The organism is Streptomyces sp. NPDC048639, from assembly GCF_043199075.1.
Taxonomy (GTDB): Bacteria; Actinomycetota; Actinomycetes; order Streptomycetales; family Streptomycetaceae; genus Streptomyces.
This window is the reverse complement of record NZ_JBICVP010000004.1, coordinates 456,481-481,495: the sequence shown is the minus strand read 5'-3', so window position 1 is coordinate 481,495 and position 25,015 is coordinate 456,481. Positions and strand designations below refer to the sequence as shown.

At 70.9% G+C, this 25,015-nt stretch carries 18 protein-coding genes and 1 pseudogene; 12 read left to right on the top strand and 7 right to left on the bottom strand.

The annotated features are described in order from the left end of the window. Window positions 1-3: 3 nt before the first annotated feature. From ACGFNH_RS13875 to ACGFNH_RS13850, 6 genes and pseudogenes are all read right to left on the bottom strand, one after another. Entirely contained in the window at window positions 4-1,416 is a 1,413-nt protein-coding gene (locus tag ACGFNH_RS13875; RefSeq protein WP_393653300.1) for a M20/M25/M40 family metallo-hydrolase, read from the bottom strand. Further along, window positions 1,409-2,242: a M55 family metallopeptidase gene (locus ACGFNH_RS13870; protein ID WP_393653299.1), complete on the bottom strand. Its 834-nt coding sequence runs from the start codon at window positions 2,240-2,242 to the stop codon at window positions 1,409-1,411. Before ACGFNH_RS13870 ends, ACGFNH_RS13875 begins: the two co-directional genes overlap by 8 nt. Window positions 2,243-2,698: 456 nt before the next feature. Then, window positions 2,699-2,932, bottom strand: a pseudogene (locus ACGFNH_RS13865) (DUF1905 domain-containing protein); the annotation flags it as partial. Between the two features lie 271 nt (window positions 2,933-3,203). After that, a complete protein-coding gene (locus ACGFNH_RS13860) occupies window positions 3,204-5,831 on the bottom strand; it encodes a SpoIIE family protein phosphatase (protein WP_393653298.1) in 2,628 nt (875 codons plus the stop codon). Between the two features lie 179 nt (window positions 5,832-6,010). Beyond that, on the bottom strand, window positions 6,011-8,464 hold the full coding sequence (locus ACGFNH_RS13855; RefSeq protein WP_393653297.1) for an MFS transporter: 2,454 nt from the start codon (window positions 8,462-8,464) through the stop codon (window positions 6,011-6,013). Window positions 8,465-8,688: 224 nt separating this feature from the next. Further along, the gene (locus tag ACGFNH_RS13850) at window positions 8,689-9,132 is read right to left on the bottom strand and encodes an SRPBCC family protein (RefSeq protein ID WP_393653296.1); all 444 of its coding nucleotides are present in this window, start codon (window positions 9,130-9,132) and stop codon (window positions 8,689-8,691) included. A gap of 206 nt (window positions 9,133-9,338) precedes the next feature. Between ACGFNH_RS13850 and ACGFNH_RS13845 the strand changes: the two genes are divergently transcribed. The 3 genes from ACGFNH_RS13845 (at window position 9,339) to ACGFNH_RS13835 (ending at window position 11,907) form a co-directional block, all read left to right on the top strand. Then, window positions 9,339-10,373: an Rv2578c family radical SAM protein gene (locus ACGFNH_RS13845; RefSeq protein WP_393653295.1), complete on the top strand. Its 1,035-nt coding sequence runs from the start codon at window positions 9,339-9,341 to the stop codon at window positions 10,371-10,373. A gap of 380 nt (window positions 10,374-10,753) precedes the next feature. Beyond that, on the top strand, window positions 10,754-11,284 hold the full coding sequence (locus ACGFNH_RS13840) for a GNAT family N-acetyltransferase (protein ID WP_393653294.1): 531 nt from the start codon (window positions 10,754-10,756) through the stop codon (window positions 11,282-11,284). Window positions 11,285-11,412: 128 nt separating this feature from the next. Next, window positions 11,413-11,907, top strand: a complete 495-nt coding sequence (locus ACGFNH_RS13835; protein ID WP_393653293.1) for an HIT family protein — start codon at window positions 11,413-11,415, stop codon at window positions 11,905-11,907. 354 nt (window positions 11,908-12,261) lie between these two features. Here the strand turns inward: ACGFNH_RS13835 and ACGFNH_RS13830 are convergent, their stop codons facing one another. Beyond that, window positions 12,262-12,879: a HEAT repeat domain-containing protein gene (locus tag ACGFNH_RS13830; RefSeq protein ID WP_393653292.1), complete on the bottom strand. Its 618-nt coding sequence runs from the start codon at window positions 12,877-12,879 to the stop codon at window positions 12,262-12,264. A 450-nt stretch (window positions 12,880-13,329) separates the two neighbouring features. On the opposite strand from ACGFNH_RS13830, the gene ACGFNH_RS13825 reads away from it, so the two are divergent. From ACGFNH_RS13825 to pssA, 9 genes are all read left to right on the top strand, one after another. Next, window positions 13,330-15,147, top strand: a complete 1,818-nt coding sequence (locus ACGFNH_RS13825; RefSeq protein WP_393653291.1) for a 3-hydroxyacyl-CoA dehydrogenase family protein — start codon at window positions 13,330-13,332, stop codon at window positions 15,145-15,147. Window positions 15,148-15,232: 85 nt separating this feature from the next. After that, a complete protein-coding gene (locus ACGFNH_RS13820; RefSeq protein ID WP_393653290.1) occupies window positions 15,233-16,036 on the top strand; it encodes a TetR family transcriptional regulator in 804 nt (267 codons plus the stop codon). A 637-nt stretch (window positions 16,037-16,673) separates the two neighbouring features. Next, on the top strand, window positions 16,674-18,011 hold the full coding sequence (ccrA, locus tag ACGFNH_RS13815) for a crotonyl-CoA carboxylase/reductase (RefSeq protein WP_393653289.1): 1,338 nt from the start codon (window positions 16,674-16,676) through the stop codon (window positions 18,009-18,011). A gap of 11 nt (window positions 18,012-18,022) precedes the next feature. Next, the gene (locus ACGFNH_RS13810; protein WP_393653288.1) at window positions 18,023-20,035 is read left to right on the top strand and encodes a protein meaA; all 2,013 of its coding nucleotides are present in this window, start codon (window positions 18,023-18,025) and stop codon (window positions 20,033-20,035) included. After that, complete coding sequence (locus tag ACGFNH_RS13805) at window positions 20,032-21,009, top strand: HpcH/HpaI aldolase/citrate lyase family protein (RefSeq protein WP_393653287.1); 978 nt, start codon at window positions 20,032-20,034, stop codon at window positions 21,007-21,009. Before ACGFNH_RS13810 ends, ACGFNH_RS13805 begins: the two co-directional genes overlap by 4 nt. Window positions 21,010-21,014: 5 nt before the next feature. Next, window positions 21,015-21,542, top strand: coding sequence for a MaoC family dehydratase (locus tag ACGFNH_RS13800; RefSeq protein ID WP_393653286.1), 528 nt, complete (start codon window positions 21,015-21,017; stop codon window positions 21,540-21,542). Next, on the top strand, window positions 21,542-22,747 hold the full coding sequence (locus ACGFNH_RS13795) for an acyl-CoA dehydrogenase family protein (RefSeq protein WP_393653285.1): 1,206 nt from the start codon (window positions 21,542-21,544) through the stop codon (window positions 22,745-22,747). The genes ACGFNH_RS13800 and ACGFNH_RS13795 overlap by 1 nt, the downstream gene beginning before the upstream one ends. Window positions 22,748-22,917: 170 nt before the next feature. Then, the gene (locus tag ACGFNH_RS13790; RefSeq protein WP_393653284.1) at window positions 22,918-23,565 is read left to right on the top strand and encodes a phosphatidylserine decarboxylase; all 648 of its coding nucleotides are present in this window, start codon (window positions 22,918-22,920) and stop codon (window positions 23,563-23,565) included. Continuing rightward, window positions 23,552-24,415: a CDP-diacylglycerol--serine O-phosphatidyltransferase gene (gene pssA / locus ACGFNH_RS13785; RefSeq protein ID WP_393653283.1), complete on the top strand. Its 864-nt coding sequence runs from the start codon at window positions 23,552-23,554 to the stop codon at window positions 24,413-24,415. The genes ACGFNH_RS13790 and pssA overlap by 14 nt, the downstream gene beginning before the upstream one ends. The last annotated feature ends 600 nt before the right edge of the window (window positions 24,416-25,015 follow it).

The window sequence follows — 25,015 nt, the reverse complement described above, 5'->3', positions numbered from 1 at the left end:
TCCTCACGCCTCCTGTGCTGTGCCGCTGCCGTGCCCGCCACCGGCCGGGCCGCCCGCGTCCGCGGTGCCGGCCTTCGGGGCACTGTTCCTCATGAAGTGGTCGAGCACGCGCACGCCGAAGTGCAGCGCCTCGACCGGGACCCGCTCGTCCACCCCGTGGAAGAGAGCGGTGTAGTCGAACCCCTCGGGGAGCTTGAGCGGCGAGAAGCCGTAGCCGGTGATGCCGAGCCGGGAGAACTGCTTGGCATCCGTGCCGCCCGGCATGCAGTAGGGCACCGCCGTGCTGCCGGGGTCGAACCGCTCGACGGCCTCGCTCATCGCCCGGTACGTGGCCGAGTCCACGGGCGCCTGCAGCGGGATCTCCCGGTGGTGGAACTCCCAGTCCACATCGGGCCCGGTGAGCCGGTCGAGCGTCTCCCCGAACTCCTCCTCGCCACCGGGCAGCATGCGGCCGTCGACGAACCCGGTCGCGCTGCCGGGGATGACATTGAGTTTGTAACCGGCTTCCAGCATCGTCGGGTTGGCGCTGTTGCGCACGGTCGCCTCGACGAGCTTGGCCGCGGGCCCCAGCCCGGCGATCAACGCGTCGACCTCACGGGCGAGCCGGGTGGGGTCGTCCGAGGTCAGGTCCGCCTCCAGACCGTGCAGCGCGGCGAGCGAGGTCAGCGCGGCCCGTACGGTCGGGGTGAGCCGCACCGGCCACGCGTGCTCCCCGATACGCGAGACGGCGCCGGCCAGCCGGCTCACCGCGTTGGCCCGGTTGACCCGGGAGCCGTGTCCGGCGGTGCCGTGGGCCGTGAGCTTGAGCCAGGCGGTGCCGCGCTCGCCCGCCGCGATCGGATACAGGCGCCGGTCGCCGTCGTGGAAGGTGAACCCCCCGGACTCGCTGATCCCTTCGGTGCAGCCCTCGAACAGCCCGGCGTGGCGGCCGACGAGAAAGCCCGCCCCGTACGCCGCGTTGTCCTCCTCATCCGCGGTGAACGCCACCACGATGTCGCGCCGGGGCCGTACGCCCGCCCGCGCCCAGGCCCGCACGACGGCCAGGATCATGGCGTCCATGTTCTTCATGTCGATCGCGCCGCGGCCCCACACGATGCCGTCGCTGACCTCGCCGGAGAAGGGGTGAACGCTCCATTCGGCGGGCTCGGCGGGCACCACGTCCAGATGGCCGTGCACCAGCAGGGCGTCCTCGTCCGGGTCCGAACCCTCGATCCGCACCACCACGTTCGTACGCCCCGGGGCGCTCTCGAGGAGCTGCGGTTTCAGTCCCGCCTCGGCGAGCCGCTCCGCCACATACTCGGCGGCGGGCCGCTCGGTGCAGTCGCCGCCACCGCGGTTGGTGGTGTCGATGCGGATCAGCTCGGAGGTGAACCGTACGACCTCCTCCAAGGCCTGGTCGTCAACGGCCTCAGCCATACTGCTCCTCCACTGCGGACGACACGATCGTGGTCACGGCCTTGAAGTACCGGATGCCGTCGTACATGGTCCCGGCGGAGTAGGCCACCTTGCGCTCGCCGCTGCTGACCACGCCCGGCACGACGGTTGCCGCGCCCGCCAGATGCTCGGCGTCGAACTCCAGCTCCACGGTGTACGGCCCGTCCTCCACGGGCGTGCCGCGCACCGCGAGTCCCGCGGCCTCCTTGGCGGCCGCCCGGATGTCCGCCGCCGTACGGGCCGGGGTGCGGCACACCGCGGCATACCGCGACACATAGTCCTTCACGGCCACCGAGCGCGCCCGCGGTGCGTAGCCGAGGGCGTCCTCGCAGGTACGGTCGTCTCCGGTGACGAGGACGACGGGCACACCGAACTCGGCGACCACCAGGGAGTTGAGCAGGCCTTCACTGGCGCGCGTGCCGTTCACCCATACCCCGGTGATGGAGTTGGCGAGATAGGTGTGGGCGAGGACGCCTTCGGTCCCGGCACCGGTGTGGTAACCGACGAACGCGATGCCGTCGACGTCACCGTGCTGCACACCCTCGACCATGCTGAGCGCCTTGTGGCGGCCGGTCAGCATCTGGGCGCGCTCATCGAGCTCTTCGAGCAGCAGATTGCGCATGGTCCAGTGGGCCTCGTTGATGAGCACCTGGTCCGCGCCGCCGTCGAAGAACCCGGCGACCGCTGCGTTGACATCGGACGTGAACAGCCGGCGGCAGCGCTGCCACTGCTCACTGCCCGGGAGCACATCGGCGGGCCAGGTGACGCCCGTGGCGCCCTCCATGTCCGCGCTGATGAGGATCTTCAAGGATGCCTCCGTCTTCCCTGGTCGGGGTGCCGCTCCTGGAGCAGCCCGGCCTCCGTGGCTGACATCAGTCTCGTCGCACCCCGGGGGATCTCCAATGACATCCTGCTTCGTATCGCGCCATACCGCTGTGTATTGCCCCCGATCGCTCCCCAGCCGCGGAGGGAAGGAATCGTCGTGATGCCACGTGTGCCCCTCCCCCCTGACGGAGCCGTCACCCCGGCGCATTCCGGCAGCTCGGTCGCGCGTGCCGGAATGCGCCCGCCGGCGCCTGTGCCGGCTCCCGTTCCGTCCGTACCCGACAACCGGGTGATCTTATCGGGGGCGCGGGGCACGTGTCCGGGGCTCTGGACGGAGTCGTGGTACACGGGGCGGTCCCGGCCCGGTCCCGCACCGGCCCCGGTGCCCCGGCCGGCGGCAGCGGCCGCCCGGACTCCCCGACGCCGTCGGGAGGAGCGGTTACACGGCCCGGCCGTCCACCCGTTCCTCCAGGACCACGTCCACGGTGTCCCCCGCCTCCTTGCCGATCGCCCGGCGCACCTCGGCCTTCACGGGCAGCATGTGCGTGCCGTCGCCCAGGGCCATGAACGAGCTGCGGAACGGGTGGCCGTCGATCGTGCCCCGGACCTTGACCAGGCACCGGGTACCGAAGAAGGCCACCGATGCGGGCCGGACGAGATACGTCCAGCCGCCCTACGGGGCACCGGGCACCCTCTCCGTGCGGGAACGACCCTGTCCCTCGTACGTGGGCGGGCCTGTCCCTCGTATGCGGGCGGGCCTGTCCCTCGTATGCGGGCGGAACCGGGCCGTCGGGCCGCCGGGGCCAGAACCGGCCACTGGGCCGGAAGCTCCGGCCGCGCGCCGTCCCCGAGGTACTCGGTCTGCGGCAGCACCATCGGACCCGCGCGCCAGTACCGTCAGCCCCGCCTCCCGCAGCAGCCGCTCCGCCTACCGAGGGAATCCTTCACCCGCTGTTGGAGCGGACCGCGGTGAGCCCCGCCGTACGGGCCGGTCCCGGCGGCCGGGGAAGCGACTGCTCGAACCACACCGTCTTGCCGCGCACCGAGGAGCTGGTCCCCCACTCGCGCGTGAGCGATCCGACCACGCGCAACCCGCGCCCGTGGACGTCCTCGCGGTCCGCGTCGAGCAGTTCGGGCAGCGCGTGGTCCTCGTCGGAGACCTCCCACAGCAGCGCGTCCGTGCGCACCAGCCGCAGCTCCACCCGGTCGGTGTCCGCGTGCCGGACGGCATTGGTGACCGCCTCGCTGACGAGCAGTTCGGCCGTCTCCACGGCCTCGTCCAGGCCCCAGCCGGTGAGCCGCTCCCGCACGAGCCGCCGGGCGCGGCTCGCTTCCCGCGGGTCGGTGCCGAACCGCCAGGTGGCCACGTGCTCGTGCGGAATGCCGTTCAGCCGTGCCATCAGCAGGGCGACATCGTCCTTGCGGCCCAGGTCCTGGTCGCGGGTGGAGGCGGCGAGCGCGCGGATGACGGCGTCGCAGGCATCGTCCATGGAGGCGGCGGGATGCGCGGCCGATGCGCACAGCGCCGCGAGGCCCGCGCCGATGTCCTGGCCGCGCACCTCCACCAAGCCGTCCGTGCACAACACGAGCCGGTCGCCGGATGCCACGCGGACCGTGGCCGTCCCGAAGGCCACGCCGCCCACGCCGATCGGCGCCCCCGTGGGCACCTGGAGCAGCTCGCCGCGGCCGTCGGCGGCGCGTACGAGGACGGGCGGGATATGGCCAGCGTTGGAGATGCGCAGCTCGGAGCGGATCGGGTCGTAGACGGCGTACAGGCAGGTGGCGAGGTAGTGCTCGCCGAGGCGCTGCGCCAAGTCGTCCAGGCTCCGCAGCAGTTGGGCGGGCGGGAGGTCGAGCGCGGCCAGGGTCTGCACGGCGGTGCGCAATTGGCCCATCATGGCGGCCGAGGTGATGCCGTGACCCATGACGTCGCCGACGACGAGCGCGGTGCGCGAGCCGGGCAGCTTGATGGCGTCGAACCAGTCGCCGCCCACACGCCCCAGCCGCGTCCCCGGCAGATAGCGGGTCGCCGTGTCGCAGCCCGGCAGCCGCGGGCTCACCTGGGGCAGCATGCTGTCCTGGAGCGTCTCGGCGACGTGCTCCTGCCGGGTGTACATCCGCGCGTTGTCGAGCACGAGCCCGGCGCGGGCGGCGAGTTCGGCACCCGTGGCCCGGTCCATGGCGTCGAACGGCCCGCGGTCCGCCCTGCGCATCAGCACCATGAAGCCGAGCACGACGTCGCGCGCCTTGAGCGGCACGATGAGCAGCGACCGGCCGTTGATCAGCGGTCGCAGATCGCGCTTCTCGAACAGCTGGGAGACACGGTCGCCCGCCTCGTCGGTGATCCGCGGGATCAGCACCGGCTCGCCGGTGGCCATGCACCGGGAGAACGGGGTGTGCTCGGGGAAGCTGAGGCACTCCCCGACCGGCACGGTGTCGTCCCAGCGGCCCGGTTCGTCGTTGTGCTCCACCCAGACCCGGTGCCAGACCGTCGTGGCGTCCGGTACGCCGTCGGGGAATTCCTCGCCCGCCGGCACGGCGGCGCGCAGATGCGTCGCGGCGAAGTCGGCGAAGCGGGGCACGGCGGCGCTGGTGACCTCCCGGATCGTCCGCTCCAGGTCGAGTGAGGAACCGATGCCGCCGCTCACCTCGTTGAGGAACTCCAGCCGCTCGCGCACGGCCGCGTGCTCGAGGTCCTCCTCGGGCGGAGGGGGCGCTCCGGCCGCGGGTTCCGAGGAAGGGGCGTGGACCGCGGCCGGCGGCCTGGGCGGGCGCCCGGGGCGGCGCGGAACTCCCCAGTCGGGGGTGACGGGGACGCGGTCGAGGTGGCTGAACTCCAGGACGGGATAGCCGAGTTCCAGGACCTGTCCGGCGATCCGGGTGCTGAGCGCGACGCTCATGCTGGGGAGGATCTCGGGGAGCCCGGCCGCGAGGGCGTCGGCGCCGGGGAATTCGGTGTGCAGCGCGAACCCAGGGGCGACGGTGCGGCCGTACCGGCGGCGACCGGCGTACGCGTCCCGGTCCCGGCCGTCGTCGTACGCGTCCCGGTCCCGGCCGTCGTCGTACGCGTCCCCGCCCTCGAGATATGCCTCTCCGCTCCTGCCGTCGGGCCGCGCCTCGTCGCCGTCCTCGGATCCGTCCAGTTCGCGGGCGTCCGCGGCGAGGACGAGCAGCCGCTCGGGTCCCGGCGCCACCAGGGGATACGCCCACCACACCACATCGAGCCGCTCCGCACCCGCCTGCCCGGACGCGTCCGCGCCGGGGCCGGGCATGCGGGCCCGGCCCGCCGCCGGGTAGGGCATCCGGCCGCTGAGGGTGTCACCGATCCCGAAGCCCGGGTCCTCCTCCGGCACGTCGAAGGTGTCCACGTCGGCGGAGAGGACTCCCGCGACCGGGAGAAGATCCGTCGCGGGGACCCCGAGAGCCTCCTCCCGGCTGCTGCCGAAGAGCCGCCGCGCGCCCGAACTCCAGTGGGAGACAAGGCCGTCCGCGTCCACGACGACGATCGCGAGCGGGATCCTTCCGGACAAGGCGCTCTGCTGCGCGGCCTGCGGCGGAAGACCACTGTCCATGGCCGGGAGGCTCCTTCCCCTGCCGCATGATCTGCGGCACCGTCACCACCGTACGGGCGAGTAGGGTTCGGCGAGGCACGTTTGCCGAAGCTGCTGTGCGCGGGTGGTGCGCCGGTGCACGCGACACGCCCCCGCGCGCCCCGACTGGCAGCGGGCAACCCCGGGTTGCAGTCCTCGGTTCAGTCCTCGTGGCCCAGTTGCAGATCCCGCTCCGTACGCCCGCCGCCGGAGACCTGAAGGACCGTGGCCACCGGCGGATAGCCCGAGGCGATCACCGTGTACTCACCCGCCGAGAGGTCAACGAACAGGAAAACGCCGTCGGTTCCCGTCGTCAGCGTGTCGACGACATTGCCCGCGGCGTCCAGCAGCGTGACCCGCGCGTCCTCGACGGGCCGCCCGCCGTGGGCCCGTACGATGCCGCGCAGGATCGCCCCGCCCGCGAGTTCGATGTCCTGGCGGGTCTCGCGCGCGGCCTGCACGGTGACGGGCAGGGCGGCCGGGCGGAACGCCGGTGCGCTCGCGGCCAGGACGTACTCCCCCGCCACCAACTCCGGCATGACGTAGCCGCCTTCGCGCCCGCTGCGGGTGGAGGCCACCACATCGCCGCGCACATCCGTCAGCGTCACCGTGGCATCCCGTACGGGCGTGCCGTCGGCGGTGGTCACGGCTCCGGCGAGACGCCCCGCGCCGCCGAGCACCACGTCGAGTTCGACCGGCCGCTCGGCGACCTTCACACTCACGGCCTGCGGCTGATGACCGCCTGCGGCCGCGATCAGGACGTACGACCCGGCGCCCGGTGTGCTCAGCGCGTACCGCCCGTCCTCGCCCGCCGCGCCGCGGCCGATCTGGCGCCCGGCGACGTCGATGAGGGTGAGCGCGGCACGGGGGACGGCGCTCCCGTCGTAGTGCTGGACCGTGCCGCAGACCGGGACACCGGCGAGCAGCGGGTCCTGCTGCCGGCCGGCGGCCGCCGAGCGGGCGGACGGCACGGCCCCGGCTTCGATGACGACCGTGGTGGCGGTGGTGGAGGGGCCGGGGGCGGCGGGGGCGTTGTGGGACACCAGGGGTTTCTCCTTCAGCAGGAAGGCGAGCAGGAAGCCGAGGACGAGCACCGGCACGAGGTAGAGGAAGATCCGCGGCATGGCCTCCGCGTACGCCCGGATGTAGCCGTCGCGCAGCGCCGCGTCCATGGCGTGCACCATCTGCGGGGTGATCGACTCCGGCTCTGGCAGACCGGCACCGGGCGGGAGTTCGTGCGCGAGGCGGTCGGCGAGCCGGTCGGCGAAGAGCGTGCCGAAGACCGCCGCGCCGACCGAACCGCCGATCTGCCGGAAGTAGTTGTTGGCGCTGGTGGCGACGCCGAGGTCGGCGGGCGGCACGGAGTTCTGCACAGCCAGGACGAGCACCGGCATGACGAGACCGATGCCGGTGCCGAGGACGGCCATCCAGATGCTGTATTCGGGCCGCGAGGTGTCGGCGTCGAGCAGGGACAGCAGCCACATGCCGACCGCCGAGAGGGCGCCGCCGAGGATCGGGTACGCCTTGTAGCGGCCCGTACCGCTGATCAACCGGCCGGAGACGATCGATGCGATGACGATTCCGCCCATCATCGGCAGCATCAGCAGCCCGGACTCGGTGGCGCTGGCACCGTCCACCATCTGCAGGAAGGTCGGCAGATAGCTGGCGGCGCCGAAGAGCGCGACGCCCACCACGGCGCCGATGAGCCCGGTCATGGTGAACACCGGGTCGCGGAACAGCCGCAGGGGGATGACCGGTTGGACGGCGAAGTGCTCGACGACGACGAAGAGCAGCGCCGTGGCGACCGCACCCGCGGCGAGCCCGAGGATCGTCCGGGAGCCCCACGCGTACTCCGTGCCGCCCCAACTCGTCAGCAGCACCAGGCACGTCGAGCAGGCGGCGAGCAGGAGTGCGCCGAGAACGTCGAGCCGGGGCCGGACGGCGGGCCTGGGCAACCTCAGGACGACCGCGATGACGGCCATGGTGACGAGGCCGAACGGGATGTTGATGTAGAAGCACCAGCGCCAGGAGGCGTGGTCGGTGAAGAAGCCGCCGAGCAGCGGGCCCGCGACCGACGCCAGCCCGAACACGGCCCCGATCAGGCCCATGTAGCGCCCGCGGGCACGGGGCGGGACGATGTCGGCGATGATCGCCTGGACGCCGATCATGAGGCCGCCGCCTCCGATGCCCTGGACGGCGCGGAAGGCGATGAGCTGCTCCATGGTCCGCGACCAGCCGGCGAGCAGGGAGCCGATGACGAAGACCAGGATCGCGAACTGGAAGACGCCCTTGCGGCCGAAGAGGTCGCCGAGCTTGCCGTAGACCGGCAACCCGATCGTGGAGGCGAGCAGGTACGAGGTGACGGCCCAGGACATCTTGTCCAGGCCGTGGAGTTCTCCGACGATCTTCGGCAGCGCGGTGGCCACGATCGTCTGGTCCAGGGCGGCGAGCAGCAGAGTCAGCATCAGGCCGACGAAGACCATCCGGACCCGGCTCGGGGACAGTTGGTCGATTCCCGCCGCCGTGAAGGGGTCCGCTCCGTCGGGCGTGCCGGGGGCGGGGGCGGTCGCGGCGGCCTGCTCGCCGCGCTCCTTCACCAGTGTGGTCCCGCCCACGTGCCGCTCCCCTCGTCGCACCTGCACCGCGCGCCCATTTCTCGCATTACGCGACAACTACGAGCAAGCGCGGCGCGATGCGCGGGAGGTGCGGGGACGGCGGGCCAACTACGGTGCCCGGGGCGGCTTTCGGGCGCTCATCAGCGGCTTTCGCGTCCGGCGCGCGCCCGAGGCGCACGCCGGTTCACGGGCGAAAACCACTCGTTCCGGTGAGGGCGCGGGGTTTACTTCTCGACCTCGGTGGCGAGCTTGGCGAGCACCTCGTCGTAGATGCGGCCCAGACCCTTCGGCGCGAAGGTCTTCTCGAAGAAACCGCCGATGCCGCCCGCGCCGTTCCAGACGGTGGTGATGACGACCTTGGCCTTGCCCTCGCCCGCCGGGGTCACGGTCCAGGTCGTGACCATCGAGGAGTTGCGGTCCTTCTCGGTGAGCTGTCCGGCCGTCGGCTCGGAGACCTCGAGGAGGCAGTCACGGACCCGCTTGCTGGTGGCCTGGAGCCGCCAGTGGACGAGGGTGCCCTCGCCCGCGCCGCCCTCGCGCACCTCGTACTCGCTGAAGTGCTCGGGCAGCAGCTTGGCGCGGGTGCCCGAGTAATCGGAGACCGCGCGGAACACCGTCTCGGGGTCCGCCGCGATGATCCGCTCCGTCGTGGCCTCTACCTGCGCCATCGTTTCTTCCCTTCCCTCGAGCACGTCGACGCGCGGGCCCTGCTGTCCCGCGGTGCGTGCTGGTGACCAAGCCAACCACCGGCACCTCGCCCGCCCAAATCGGGGTCGGGATCCGGCCACCCCGTGGCGTAAATCGAAAATGTGTTCTAGCGTGGCGTACGTGCCCCGATGGGTGCGACAGAACAGGTGCGACAGAAGGAGGCACCATGCGCTGGGACGGTCTGACGAGCGACGGGACCGCGACGACGCCCGCCCTCTTCGGCACGGACGCCGTGACCCGCACCTTCGACACCCCGGAGTTCCGCGGGATCACCTTCCACGAGATCCGTGCGCGGTCGATCGTGAACCGGGTGCCCGGGGCCTCCCGGATGCCGTTCGAGTGGACGATCAACCCGTACCGCGGCTGCTCGCACGCCTGCGTCTACTGCTTCGCCCGCAAGACGCACGGCTATCTGGACCTGGACACCGGGGTCGGCTTCGACTCGCAGATCGTCGTCAAGGTCAACGCACCGGAGCTGCTGCGCCGCGAACTGGCGTCCCGGAAGTGGCGGGGCGAGCACATCGCGATGGGCACGAACGTCGACTGCTACCAACGGGCCGAGGGCCGCTACCAGTTGATGCCCGGCATCCTCGCCGCCCTGCGCGACCACGCGAACCCCTTCTCGATCCTCACCAAGGGCACCCTGATCCTCCGCGATCTCGAACTGCTGCGGCAGGCCGCCGAGGTGACCGAGGTCGGCACCTCGGTCTCGGTGGGCTTCCTCGACCACGAGCTGTGGCGCACGGTCGAACCCGGCACCCCGGCGCCCGACCGCCGCCTGGAGGTCTGCCGCACCCTCATCGCCAACGGCATCCCGTGCGGCGTCCTGATGGCCCCGGTCATCCCCTTCCTCAGCGACACCCCCGAGCAGCTCCGCGCGACGGTCCGCGCCATCGCCGCCGCGGGCGCGACCTCTGTGACACCGCTCGTACTGCATCTGCGCCCGGGGGCCAGGGAGTGGTTCATGGAGTGGCTGGGCCACCACCATCCGCATCTGGTGCGGCGCTACGCGACGATGTACGCGGGCGGTTCGTACGCCCCCACCTGGTACCAGCGCCGCATCACCCGCCAAGTGCACGAGTACGCGCGGGAGTTCGGCATCGGGCCGTCCCGCGCCGGCGCGTCGCGCCGCATCACCGAACCGCCGGCCCCGCAACCGGACCCGGCGGAGCCGGAACCCACCCAGCTCACGCTGCTCTGAGCGCCCCCGCTCCCACCGCCCGGCCGCACACCGCCGTCCGGCCCGCGTCCGGTCAGGGCCGGGGCCCGCGTGATCCACTCCCGGTGCCGTACGTCCACGGGCCGACCAGCTCGTCCACTGCGGGAGCCCAACAGCCGTGCGAGCGCATCGAGTTCACCAATCCCGAGATCCGGGCGCCAGGCGGAGGATGCGGTCATGCGCACCGCGCGGTGTACGCCGGCGTAACGATGCCGGGGCACTCGCCGTCGTCCGTGCGGCGCCCCGCGGCCCGGGCGAGCGCCTCTGTTCGGCGCCGCACACCGGCGCGATGGTGGAGACATGGTGGCCGGCGAGCCAGTCCATACGGAGAGTTGCCACAGACGGCGGCTAGCCTGGCGAGCGTGGTGCGGATACGGGAGATGGACGAGGGGGACATCGAGGCGGTCTCGGCCGTCCGGGTGCGGGGATGGCAGTCCGCCTACGCGGGCCTGATGCCGAAGACGTACCTCGACGCCAAGACCGTCCAGGCCGATGCCGAACGGCGGCGGGAGCACTTCGCGCCCGGGAGAGGCACGGTGGCCGACCTCGTGGCCGAGCGCGGCGGAGCGGTCGTCGGCTGGGCGTGCACCGGCCCCTGCCGCGACGAGGATTCCCGTCCCGGTGACGGCGAACTGCTCGCGCTCTACGTTCTGCCCGAGCACCTGTCCACCGGGGCGGGCCGCGCGCTGCTGGAGGAGTCGGTCGCACGGGCCGCCCGGCGCGGATTCCGGCGGCTGCTGCTGTGGGTCGTCGAGGGCAACACTCGCGCACGCCGCTTCTACGGCATCGCGGGCTTCGCGCCGGACGGCGCACGGCGGGCGGACGACGCGGGCGGCACGGACGTACCGGAGGTCCGGTACGTGCTCCCCCTCGCGGGAATCGGGCCCACATGAGCCCGCGAGGACGGTCCGGTTCCCGCCCGCCCGACGAGCGCCGCCCGGACGGGCAGCCCGATCCTCGCCGGAGCAGCGGACCGGACGCTCCGGCAAGGGGGACACCTGCGCCGCGGGAGATGCGGGCCATGGACGTGGCCGCCTACGCGGCCAGGGCACGCAACGGGCCATGCTTCGTGTGCGCCTTCCTGTCGGGGCATCCCGACCATGCGCATCAGACGGTGTTCGAGGACGAGGACCACATTGCCTTCCTCGACCGGTGGCCCACCCTCGCCGGCAAGGTTCTGGTCGCTCCGAAAGAGCATGTCGAGCACGTCGTCCGTGATCTCGATCAGGATGCGTACACGCGCCTCATGCTGGTCGTCCGGGAAGTCGCCCTCGCGGTGGAGGACTTCGTGGGAGCCGAGCGGACGTATCTGTACTCCTTGGGCAGCCAACAGGGCAACGCGCATCTGCACTGGCACATCGCCGTACTGCCGCCGGGCGTTCCGTACGAGCAGCAGCAGTTCCACGCGTTGATGACCGAGAACGGCGTGTTGGCGATGGAGCACGACGACGCCGTGGCCATGGCCGTGGGCATTCGTGCGTGCGTCGCCGCCCGGGGCGGGCCCGGGGCAGGGTGAGACCGGGCCGCCGAAGAGGCCGGTGACCTCCCCAAGTGCCGGGCGGGGCGGGGGCGTTCACCCCTGCTCCGCTCTTCGCGGGGCAGCGGGGCAGCGGGGCAGGGGGGCAGCGGGGCAGGGGCGCCTCACTGCCGGATCGGCCCTCCCTCAGTACCGGAGCGGCACTCCGCGAGCGTCGACCAGCTCTGACCGCGGCGCCGGGGCGGACCGACCTGGCGCCCCGCCCGCCGAGCCCCCTCCTCTCCCCCGGCGTCTCAACCCGGACGGGGTTGAGCCCCCCCTCCTCTCCCCCGGCGTCTCAACCCCGTCCGCACTCCGCCGCCCCAGCACAGGCTCACCCCGCCCCCGCCCCCGCTATCCCTTCGGCGTGGGGTCCAGTCGGGCCAGGGCCGCTTCCGACGGAGCGGCGAGGCGGGCGTGGTCGCGGGCGGTCTTCAGCACTCGTATCGCCCGCCGGTCCCCCAGCGCGCCGAGCCCCTCGACGCAGGCCAGCGCCACCGGCCAGTACGGCGTCCGCGCGGCCAGCAGCCGTTCCAGCGTGGTGGTCAGCGCGGGCACGGACTCCGGGGCGCGCAGGGCGGTCAGCAGCCGGACCGGGTGCAGCGCGTACGCCGTGCGCAGCGGGTTGGTGGCCAGGGCCGCGGCCGCCCGGGCCGTACGCGGGTCGCCGAGGCGGGCCAGTGCGTGCGCGGCCGAGGCGCAGCGCGGTGCGTCCCGGTGGTTGAGCAGCAGCACCAGCGTCTCGAAGGACCGCCGGTCCCCCGCGCATCCCAGCGCGAACGCCGCCATCTCCCGTGCCCACAACGGGCGTCCCGGTTCGGCCAGGACGCGGACCAGTTCGTCCCTGCGCGCTGGTGGTAAGCCGTCCCGGGCAAGTGCCATCAGGCGCGCGTACTCGGCCGCCTCCTCGGGCCCGGTGACTTCCTTGCGGGCTCGCTCCACCAGAGAGCGTCGTGCGTCATCGGTGTCCATGGACTGTCCCTCCCCGCGCGTGGCCCGTGCCACAGCCCGGATCGCCAACTTCCTCTGGCGAAGTTGTTACCCGCGAGTTAAGGTAGGGGCCACGAGCACACCCGCTCGGGCGGCCTGGTGACGCAGCCGCCTTGTGCAGTCGGTTCTGCACAGCACGCAGTACGGCTCGGCCTCGGGACAGGGCCGGCCGGTCTCTTGCCCGTCGGGCAGCACTGCCCACGTGCATCGCCACCACGACACCCGCTCGTCGGCGCCCTGGTCGGGCACCGACCCGGAGCATGTGCACCCGGGCCCGTCGGCCGGAATCCCTTTCAGTCCGGCTCTCCGCGCGCACCCGGTCCTCGATCGGACATCACCCCGATCGGGAACGACCGCCGCGCACCCGGAAAACCCTCAGTCGTCACTCTCCCTGCGGCCCTCGGCCCGGGGAACACCCTCAGGAGTCCCGCGATGGTTCGTCCGTCCAGTCCGGAACCCCACTCCGCACCCACCATCTTCGGCACCGTCGCCGTCGTCGGCCTCGGCACCATGGGCAGCGGCATCGCCGAGGTGCTGGCCCGTGCGGGCCGTGAGGTCATCGGCATCGACATCAGCGACGCCGCGGCCGTGCAGGCCACGTCCGCGCTGGAGGCGTCGACGGCCCGCGCCGTGGAGCGCGAGAAGATCACCGAGCAGGAGCGGCAGGACGTCCTCGCCCGCTTCCGTACGTTCTCGGACCTGCAGGCAGCGGCCGAGGCCGACCTCGTGATCGAGGTCGTGCCGGAGCACTACGAGACCAAGCGCGAGGTCTTCGCGGCGCTGGACACCGTCGTCCGGCCCGACGCCATCCTCGCCACCGGCACCAACGCGCTCTCCGTGACGCGTCTGGCCGCCGACTCCGCGCGCCCCGAACGCGTCCTCGGCCTGCACTTCTTCAATCCGGCGCCCGCCATGAAGCTCGTCGAGATCGTCTCCTCGGTGCTGACCGCGCCCGCCGCCGTCGCCACGGTCACCCAACTCGCCCGCGATCTGGGCAAGGAGCCGGTGGCGGTCGGCGACCGGCCCGGCTTCGTGGCGGACGGTCTGCTCTTCGGCTACCTCAACCAGGCCGCCGCGATGTACGAGTCGAAGTACGCCACCCGCGAGGACATCGACGCCGCGATGCGGCTCGGCTGCGGCCTGCCGATGGGCCCGCTGGCCCTGCTCGACCTCGTCGGGATCGACACCGCCCGCACCGTCCTGGACGCCATGTACGCGGCTTCCGGGGACCGGCTGCACGCCCCGGCCCCGATCCTCAAGCAACTCAGCGAGGCAGGCCTGACCGGCCGCAAGTCGGGCCGCGGCTTCTACACGTACGAGGCGCCGGGCAGCGGCACCGTCGTGCCGGACGCCGAGGCTCCGGCCGAGAGCGACGGCACGGTCGCCGGGGCCCGTACGGTCGCCGGCGTCGGTGTCGCGGGCTCGGGCACCATGGCGAGCGGCATCGCCGAGGTCTTCGCCAAGGCGGGCTACGCCGTGGTGCTGGCCGCCCGCAGCCTGGAGAAGGCGGAGACGGCGAAGGCCCGTATCGCCAAGTCGCTGGGCAGGTCGGTCGACAAGGGCCGTCTGACGGCGGAGGCGCGGGACGCGGCGCTGGACCGGATCACGCCGGCGGGGTCCCTGGACGCGTTCGCCGAGGTGGATCTGGCCGTCGAGGCAGTGGCCGAGGACCTGGAGGTCAAGCAGCAGCTCTTCGGCACGCTCGACAAGGTCTGCAAGCCCGGTGCCGTTCTCGCCACCACGACCTCGTCCCTGCCCGTCATCGCGTGCGCCCGCGCCACGTCGCGGCCGCAGGACGTGATCGGCATGCACTTCTTCAACCCGGCGCCGGCGATGAAGCTCGTCGAGATCGTCCGCACGGTGCTGACCGCGGACGATGTGCACGCCACCGTGCGCGAGGTGTGCGGCAAGGTCCGCAAGCACCCGGTGGACTGCGGCGACCGGGCCGGCTTCATCGTGAACGCGCTGCTGTTCCCGTACCTCAACAACGCGGTCAAGATGGTGCAGGAGCACTACGCGTCGCTGGACGAGATCGACGCCGCGATGAAGCTGGGCGGCGGCTATCCCATGGGCCCCTTCGAGCTCCTCGACGTCGTGGGCCTGGATGTGTCGCTGGCCATCGAGCGGGTGCTGCACCGCGAGTTCCGTGACCCGGGTCTGAAGCCCGCACCGCTGCTGGAGCATCTGGTCGCGGCGGGCTGCCTGGGCCGTAAGACGGGGCGCGGCTTCCGCGAGTATGCCCGGCGCTGACCGGGACCCGGCATGGGGCGGGCTGCTGGGCCCGGTCGACAGTCCGCCCCCACACGGTGTCCGTGCGTCGTGTTACGTTCCCCACATGGCCCAGCCCGTTAAGTCCCCTCGTACCCCTCCTGTGGAGCCCTCCGAGAGCGCGGGCAGTCGCCGGGCGGCCGCACAGCGGCTCTCCATGCGCCGCAAGTTGGCGGCCTCGGCGATGGAACTCTTCGCCACGAAGGGATACGAGGCGACGACGGTCGACGAGATCGCCGCAGCGGCCGGGGTGGCCCGCAGGACCTTCTTCCGGCACTTCCGTTCCAAGGAAGAGGCGATCTTCCCGGACCACGACGACACGCTCGTACGGGCCGAGGCGGTCCTGGAGGCCGCACCGGCGCACGAGCACCCGCTGGACACCGTCTGCCGGGGCATCAAGGAAGTCATGCGGATGTACGCCGCCTCCCCCGCCGTCTCGGTGGAGCGGTATCAGCTGACCCGCGAGGTGCCCACCCTGCGGGAGCGAGAGATCGCCTCCGTCGCACGCTACGAACGGCTGTTCACCCGCTATCTGCTGGGCCATTTCGACGAGCGGGCGCACCGCGACGGCGACGACGACCCGCTGCTCGCCGAGGTCGCCGCCTCCGCGGTGGTCACCGCGCACAACCACGTGCTGCGGCGCTGGCTGCGCAGCGGCGGCCAGGGGGATGTGGAGACGCAGCTCGACCACGCCTTCGCGATCGTCCGGGACACCTTCGGCACGGGGATCGGCGCGGGCCGTCCCGCCCACGACCGGGAGCCCATGGTGTCGGCGTCCACCCAAGGCGACGTACTGGTGACCGTGGCGCGTACGGATGCGCCGCTGCGCGAGGTCATGCGCACCATCGAGCAGGCGCTCAAGGAGAAGTGAACAGGTCGGTGGCCTGTCGCCGCGGATATCCGTGGCGGCAGGCCACCACTGCGTTCTGACGTCGCATCAGCGATGGGTGACGGCCCGTCGGTCTCACGCCCTGCCGGGTCGGCGGCACCCGCCGCGGAGGTCATGGCGCAGCCGGCCGCCGCGGGCCGGGGCGCTCCCGCTCCACCAGGTGGTCGACCCGATCCGGCCAAGCGGCTGACGCGGGCTCACCCTGACGGCTCCCTCGCGCGGGGGCGCGGCGCCCACGGCGCCGCCCTCGGGGACAATCCGGAAACGGACAGCACACGGGTCACCACTGTCGGCAACGGCCGCCTCCGGAGGGGCGGCCGTTGTTGCTCATACGTACCTGCGGGATGACATCTGAGAGAAATTGCTGGCACGCAGTGTCTTGCCGAGTGGCACGCCGTGCCATACGTTGGAAGTGTCCGGGCGGCCGGGCGTGGAGCGATCGCACCCACGTTCGGCTGTCCCCGCAACATATGCGTGCCCGGACGCCTGCGTCACAGGCTCTCCAGCGCTACCCGCGCCGCCAGCACCACCCAGCGCCGAACCGACGGCCAGCACACGACCCGTCAGCGACCCCAGCGTTCCCTCAAGCGTTCCCCGACGCTTCGCCGGAGGCCCCAAAGTGAACCAGATCCTGGACGCAATCCTTTCGTCCGACAGCACCGCTGCCGACTTCGCCGCCCTGCCGCTCCCCGAGTCCTACCGAGCGGTCACGGTCCACAAGGACGAGGAGGAGATGTTCGCCGGTCTCGAGACCCGGGACAAGGACCCGCGCAAGTCCCTCCACGTGGACGACGTGCCGGTCCCCGAGCTCGGCCCCGGCGAGGCCCTCGTCGCCGTCATGGCCAGCTCGGTCAACTACAACTCGGTGTGGACCTCGATCTTCGAGCCGGTGTCGACCTTCCGCTTCCTGGAGCGCTACGGCAAGCTGTCGCCGCTCACCAAGCGTCACGACCTGCCGTACCACATCATCGGTTCCGACCTCGCGGGCGTGGTCCTGCGCACCGGCCCGGGCGTGAACGCCTGGACCCCCGGTGACGAGGTCGTGGCCCACTGCCTCTCGGTGGAGCTGGAGTCGGCCGACGGCCACAACGACACCATGCTCGACCCGGAGCAGCGCATCTGGGGCTTCGAGACCAACTTCGGCGGCCTCGCCGAGATCGCGCTGGTGAAGTCCAACCAGCTGATGCCCAAGCCCAAGCACCTGAGCTGGGAGGAGGCCGCGGCCCCCGGCCTGGTCAACTCCACCGCGTACCGCCAGCTCGTCTCCCGCAACGGCGCCGGCATGAAGCAGGGCGACAACGTCCTCATCTGGGGCGCCAGCGGCGGACTCGGCAGCTACGCCACCCAGTTCGCCCTGGCCGGCGGCGCCAACCCGATCTGCGTCGTCTCCAGCGACAAGAAGGCCGACATCTGCCGCGCCATGGGCGCCGAGGCGATCATCGACCGCAACGCCGAGGGCTACAAGTTCTGGAAGGACGAGCACAACCAGGACCCGCGGGAGTGGAAGCGCTTCGGCAAGCGCATCCGCGAACTGACCGGCGGCGAGGACGTGGACATCGTCTTCGAGCACCCCGGCCGCGAGACCTTCGGCGCCTCGGTCTACGTCACCCGCAAGGGCGGCACGATCGTCACCTGCGCCTCGACCTCGGGCTACAACCACGAGTACGACAACCGCTACCTGTGGATGTCCCTGAAGCGCATCGTCGGCTCGCACTTCGCCAACTACCGCGAGGCGTGGGAGGCCAACCGCCTCATCGCCAAGGGCAAGATCCACCCGACGCTCTCCAAGACGTACAGGATGGACGAGACCGGCCAGGCCGCTCACGACGTCCACCGCAATGTGCACCAGGGCAAGGTCGGCGTGCTGTGCCTGGCTCCGCAGGAGGGCATGGGCGTGCACGACGAGGAGAAGCGCGCCCAGCACATCGACGCCATCAACCGCTTCAGGAACGTCTGAGAGACACCTAGATGACTGAGCGTCAGAAGGATCGTCCGTGGCTGATGCGGACGTACGCCGGGCACTCCACGGCCGAGGCGTCCAACGAGCTGTACCGGCGCAACCTCGCCAAAGGCCAGACCGGCCTGTCGGTCGCGTTCGACCTCCCGACGCAGACCGGCTACGACCCCGACCACATCCTCGCCCGCGGCGAGGTCGGCCGGGTCGGGGTCCCGGTCTCCCACCTCGGTGACATGCGGCGGCTGTTCCAGGACATTCCGCTGGAGCAGATGAACACCTCGATGACCATCAACGCCACGGCCATGTGGCTGCTGGCGCTGTACGAGGTGGTCGCCGAGGAGCAGGGCGCCGACATCACCGAGCTGTCGGGGACGACGCAGAACGACATCGTCAAGGAGTACCTGTCGCGCGGGACGCACGTCTTCCCGCCGGGGCCCTCCCTGCGTCTGACCACCGACATGATCGCCTACACCGTCGCCCACATCCCCAAGTGGAACCCGATCAACATCTGCAGCTACCACCTCCAGGAGGCCGGGGCCACCCCGGTCCAGGAGATCGCGTACGCCATGAGCACCGCCATCGCCGTGCTCGACGCCGCACGCGACTCCGGGCAGGTGCCGCAGGAGAAGATGGGCGACATGGTCGCCCGCATCTCCTTCTTCGTGAACGCGGGCGTCCGCTTCGTCGAGGAGATGTGCAAGATGCGCGCCTTCGGCCGCATCTGGGACCGGATCACACGCGAGCGCTACGGGGTCGAGAACCCCCGCCACCGCCGCTTCCGGTACGGAGTCCAGGTCAACTCCCTCGGCCTGACCGAGGCCCAGCCGGAGAACAACGTCCAGCGGATCGTGCTCGAGATGCTGGCCGTCACCCTCTCCAAGGACGCCCGCGCCCGCGCCGTCCAACTCCCCGCCTGGAACGAGGCGCTGGGCCTGCCCCGGCCCTGGGACCAGCAGTGGTCGCTGCGCATCCAGCAGGTGCTCGCCCACGAGTCCGACCTGCTGGAGTACGAGGACATCTTCGCGGGCTCGCACGTCATCGAGGCCAAGGTCGACGCGCTCGTCGAGGAGTGCATGACCGAGATCGAGCGGATCCAGGAGATGGGCGGCGCGATGGCCGCCGTCGAGTCGGGCTACCTCAAGGCCCAGCTCGTCTCGTCGCACGCCGAACGCCGGGCTCGAATCGAGTCCGGCGAGGAGAAGATCATCGGGGTCAACTGCTTCGAGTCGACCGAGCCCAACCCGCTCACCGCGGACCTCGACACCGCGATCATGACAGTGGACCCGGAGAACGAGGCCAAGGTCGTCGCCGCCCTGCACGACTGGCGGGACAATCGCGACGAGGGACGGGCCCAGGAGGCGCTGTCCGCCCTCAAGGGGGCGGCCGCCGGCGACACCAACCTCTTCGGCCCCACACTCGAGTGCGCCCGCGCGGGCGTGACCACGGGCGAGTGGGCCTGGGCACTGCGGGATGTGTTCGGCGAGTTCCGGGCGCCCACCGGCGTCAGCAGCGCGCCGCTCGCGGTGGCCGCCGAACAGGGCACTCCGCTGGCCTCGGTGCGCGAGAAGGTCGCCAGGACCGCCGAGGAACTGGGCGGCGGCAGGCTGCGGCTGCTCGTCGGCAAGCCGGGCCTCGACGGCCACTCCAACGGCGCCGAGCAGATCGCCGTACGCGCGCGGGACGCCGGCTTCGAGGTGGTCTACCAGGGCATCCGGCTCACGCCCGAGCAGATCGTCGACGCGGCCGTGGCCGAGGACGTGCACTGCGTCGGCCTGTCGATCCTCTCCGGCTCGCACGCCGAACTCGTACCGGATGTCCTGGAGCGGCTGCGCCAGTCCGGTGCGTCGGACATCCCGGTCATCGTCGGCGGGATCATCCCCTCCGCCGACGCCGAGGCGCTCCGCGCGGCCGGAGTCGCGGCCGTCTTCACCCCGAAGGACTTCGGTATCACGGAGATCATCGGACGTATCGTCGACGAGATCCGTGCAGCGAACAAGCTCAATCCCCTGGAGGTCCCCGCATGACCGAGACCGTCGCCGGCGCCGTGAACCGGCTTCGTCCTCGCCGCTCCTGCCTCGCCGTGCCGGGCAGCAACCCGCGCTTTCTGGAGAAGGCCCAGGGGCTGCCGGCCGACCAGGTCTTCCTGGACCTGGAGGACGCGTGCGCGCCGCTCGCCAAGCCGGACGCCCGCCACACCATCGTGAAGTTCCTCAACGAGGGTGACTGGACGGGCAAGACCAGGGTTGTGCGGGTCAACGACTGGACGACCGAGTGGACCTATCGCGACGTCGTCACCGTCGTCGAGGGCGCGGGCCCGAACCTCGACTGCATCATGCTGCCGAAGGTCCAGGACGCCCAGCAGGTCGTCGCGCTGGACCTGCTGCTCACCCAGATCGAGAAGACGATGGGCTTCGAGGTCGGCAGGATCGGCATCGAGGCGCAGATCGAGAACGCGCAGGGTCTGAACAACGTCAACGAGATCGCGCAGGCTTCGCCGCGCACCGAGACCATCATCTTCGGCCCGGCCGATTTCATGGCGTCCATCAACATGAAGTCCCTGGTCGTCGGTGAGCAGCCGCCCGGTTACCCGGCGGACGCCTACCACTACATCCTGATGAAGATCCTGATGGCCGCCCGCGCCAACGACCTCCAGGCGATCGACGGCCCCTACCTGCAGATCAAGAACGTGGACGGCTTCCGTGAGGTCGCCGGCCGCGCCGCGGCCCTGGGCTTCGACGGCAAGTGGGTGCTGCACCCCGGTCAGGTCGACGCGGCCAACGAGGTGTTCTCGCCCTCCCAGGAGGACTACGACCACGCCGAGCTGATCCTGGACGCGTACGACTACTGCACGTCCGAGGCGGGCGGCAAGAAGGGCTCGGCGATGCTCGGCGACGAGATGATCGACGAGGCCAGCCGCAAGATGGCCCTGGTGATCGCGGGCAAGGGCCGCGCCGCCGGCATGTCCCGCACGTCCACGTTCCAGGCCCCGGAGGCGTAACCACCATGCAGTTCGGACGCACCTACGAGGAGTTCGAGGTCGGGGCCGTCTACAAGCACTGGCCCGGGAAGACGGTCACCGAGTACGACGACCACCTCTTCTGTCTGCTCACCATGAACCACCACCCGCTCCACATGGACGTCAACTACGCGGGGAAGACGACCGACTTCGGCAAGAACGTGGTGGTGGGGAACTACATCTACTCCCTGCTGCTCGGCATGTCCGTCCCGGACGTCTCCGGCAAGGCGATCGCCAACCTCGAGATCGAGTCGCTGAAGCATGTGGCGCCGACCTTCCACGGCGACACCATCTACGGCGAGACGACCGTTCTCGACAAGACGCCGTCGAGGTCGAAGAACGACCGCGGGATCGTCTACGTCGAGACCAAGGGCTACAAGCAGGACGGCACCCTGGTCTGCGTCTTCCGGCGCAAGGTGATGGTCCCCACCGAGACGTACATCAAGGAGCGCGGCGGCGAGCAGCCCGGCCGCCCCGAGCTGCAGGACACCACGAAGAAGGCGCAGGAGAAGTGATGAGCCGTCTCGCGCAGACCCACGGGCTGACCGACATTCAGCAGGAAATCCTGTCCACGGTGCGGGACTTCGTCGACAAGGAGATCCTGCCGGTCGCCACCGAGCTGGAGCACCGCGACGAGTACCCCGCACAGATCGTCGAGGGGCTCAAGGAACTGGGCCTCTTCGGGCTGATGATCCCGGAGGAGTACGGCGGTCTCGGTGAGTCTCTTCTCACCTACGCGCTGTGCGTGGAGGAGATCGCCCGCGGCTGGATGAGTGTGTCGGGCATCATCAACACCCACTTCATCGTTGCGTACATGCTCAAGCAGCACGGCACGCAGGAGCAGAAGGACTACTTCCTGCCGAAGATGGCGCTCGGCGAGGTGCGCGGAGCGTTCTCGATGTCCGAGCCGGCACTCGGCTCGGATGTGTCTGCGATCACGTCCAAGGGCGTCAAGGACGGCGACGAGTACGTCCTCAACGGCCAGAAGATGTGGCTGACGAACGGCGGTTCGTCCACGCTGGTGGCGGTGTTGTGCCGCACGGACGAGGGCCACCCCGAGGGCACCGCGCCGCACAAGTCGATGACGACGTTCCTGATCGAGAAGGAGCCGGGATTCGGCGAGGTCAAGCCGGGCCTCACCATCCCCGGGAAGATCGACAAGATGGGCTACAAGGGCGTCGACACCACCGAGCTCATCATGGACGGTCTGCGCATCCCCGCGGACCGCGTGCTCGGCGGGCGGACCGGGCGCGGTTTCTACCAGATGATGGACGGCGTCGAGGTCGGCCGCGTCAATGTCGCCGCGCGGGGCTGCGGCGTCGCCCAGCGCGCCTTCGAGCTGGGCGTTTCCTACGCTCAGCAGCGCCACACCTTCGGCAAGGCGATCGCCCAGCACCAGGCGATCCAGTTCAAGCTGGCCGAGATGGCTACCAAGGTCGAGGCCGCGCATGCCATGATGGTGAACGCAGCACGCAAAAAGGACTCCGGGGAGCGGAACGACCTCGAGGCAGGGATGGCGAAGTACCTCGCCTCCGAGTACTGCAAAGAGGTCGTGGAAGACGCCTTCCGGATCCACGGCGGCTACGGCTTCTCGAAGGAGTACGAGATCGAGCGCCTTTACCGTGAAGCACCGATGCTTCTGATCGGTGAAGGCACTGCCGAGATTCAGAAAATGATCATCGGCCGCCGACTGCTCGAGGAATACCGGTTCCAGGGGTAAATGTCCGAATTGGGGAGATTTCTTCGCGAAGAAGATCACACCCTGTCACTGGTCTTTCGAGCATCGACTCGGCTTCTGGCTTGCCCAGTTGCCACGCGTTACCGATACCATCCCGGAAAGCCGTGCCGTCCCCCAGCGCCATGCGGCATCATCCGCTACGAAGGTCATCCATGCCCCACAGCCAATCCTCTGCACCACGCGGCCGCGTCCGCCTAGCGCGCGGAGCGTCGCCGTGGCTCCTTCCGACCGTGGCCACCGCAGCCCTCAGCCTTGCCCGGTCCCGTCGCTCGGGTCGATGGGCGGCAGTTGCCGTACCCACCACCGCACTCGCGGCGGGCATGCTGTGGTTCTTCCGCGACCCGGAGCGTGAGATCACCCAGGGACGGGTCATCTCTCCGGCAGACGGCGTCGTGCAGAGCATCATGCCCTGGAAGGACGGGCGCACCCGCGTCGCGATCTTCATGAGCCCGCTGAACGTCCACGTCAACCGCGCGCCCCTGGCGGGCACGGTGACGTCCGTCGAGCACATTCCCGGCGGTTTCGTTCCGGCGTTCAACAAGGAGAGCGAGAACAACGAGCGGGTCGTCTGGCACTTCGACACCGAGCTCGGCGACATCGAGATGGTGCAGATCGCCGGCGCCGTCGCCCGTCGCATCGTCCCGTACGTGCCGCAGGGCACGAAGGTGGAGCAGGGCGAGCGGATCGGCCTGATCCGCTTCGGCTCTCGCGTCGACATCTACCTCCCCGAGGGGGTCGAGGTGGACGTCGAGGTCGGACAGCCCACGATCGCGGGGGTGACTCGTCTTGACCGTGATTGATCCCGAGCCTCAGGCCTCCGCCGCCTGGGTTCCCGAGGTCGAGGCGGATTCCGACGAGATGGACGACATGCCGCTGTCCACGCGGCTGTCGATAGCGGACACCCTCACTCTGGGCAACGCCACGTGCGGCTTCATGGCCGTCTACTTCACCACCACCGGCGTTCTCATCCCGCACCTCACGGGCAGCGAGGACGGCGGCATGGCCCGGCACAGCGCGGCCACGGCCGTGATGCTGATGCTGCTGGCCTCGGTCTTCGACCTCTTCGACGGGCTCGTGGCGCGCAAGTTGCGCAGCTCGGCGATGGGAGCGGAGCTCGACAACCTCTCCGACCTCATCAGCTTCGGCCTCGCCCCGGCGTACTTCGTCGTGGTCTGGGGCATGGTCGCCGACGACGCGCACCAGCGGGTGTCGGCGGTGGCCGCGATCGTGGTGCTGTTGGCGGTGGTGCTGCGGCTTGCGAGATTCTCGTGCGTGACACTGCGTGACGGGATCTTCCAGGGCATGCCGAGCCCGTTCGGTGCGCTGACGGTCGTCTCGATCGTCCTGCTGGAGCTTCCGTTCATCCCGACGCTGCTGGCCATCATCGGCGTCGCCTGGCTGATGGTGAGCCGCGTCGAGTACCCGAAGCCACGAGGACGCCTCGCGGTGGCGATGCTCGGCTGGATCGTGGTCAGCATGGGCATGCTGGCTGCCTGGGCGTTCGACGCCCCGGGCGGGCAGCTCCTGCTCCAGACCGGCTGCGCGCTGCAGCTGGTGCTGGGCGCGGTGATTCCCCTCTTCGCCACGGCGCGACGGGTGAACACCTTCCGCGACAACCGCCGCGAGGCGCGGACGGCGCAACTGCCGTAGCCGCTCCGCGGGGGCACGCGACGACGAACGCCATGACGAGGGGCCCGAGCCGAATCCGGCTCGGGCCCCTCGTCATTCCTGGGCGGGCGTCCCATGGCTCTAGGGCCGCGATCACAGGGGCGGGCGCCCCGGGAGAACGGGCGAAGTCGGGTCCGGTCCGACAGGGTCCGGGGACCACCGGCAAGGTCCAGGAACCACCGGTGAATGCCCGCGGACCAGAAACGAGGACCGGCAGGGGCCAGGCCCGGCAACGCCCCGGGACCCGCGGAGCCCAGGGGCCCGGCCATGTCCGAGGACCCGCGAAGCCCGGCGTCCGCGAGGCCGGTACCGGCAAGGGCCTGGACGGGCACACCGGCCACCAGGGCGCACCCCGTCGCGACAGTTCCGGTGCGAGAGCCGTCACAGTGTGCACACGGCTACGGCGCCGGCGCTCAGTGGTCGAGCGGTCGGCAGACCGGGGCTCGGACAGAGCCCGACGGGGGCCGGACTCACCCGCCCATGAAGCGTTCAGCACCGCAGCTGCCCGGCGCCCTCGGGATACAGGTGCCGCTGAGCCGACGGTGGCCCGTTGCCGCGCCGCCCCGCGTCGCGTCCCGAGAC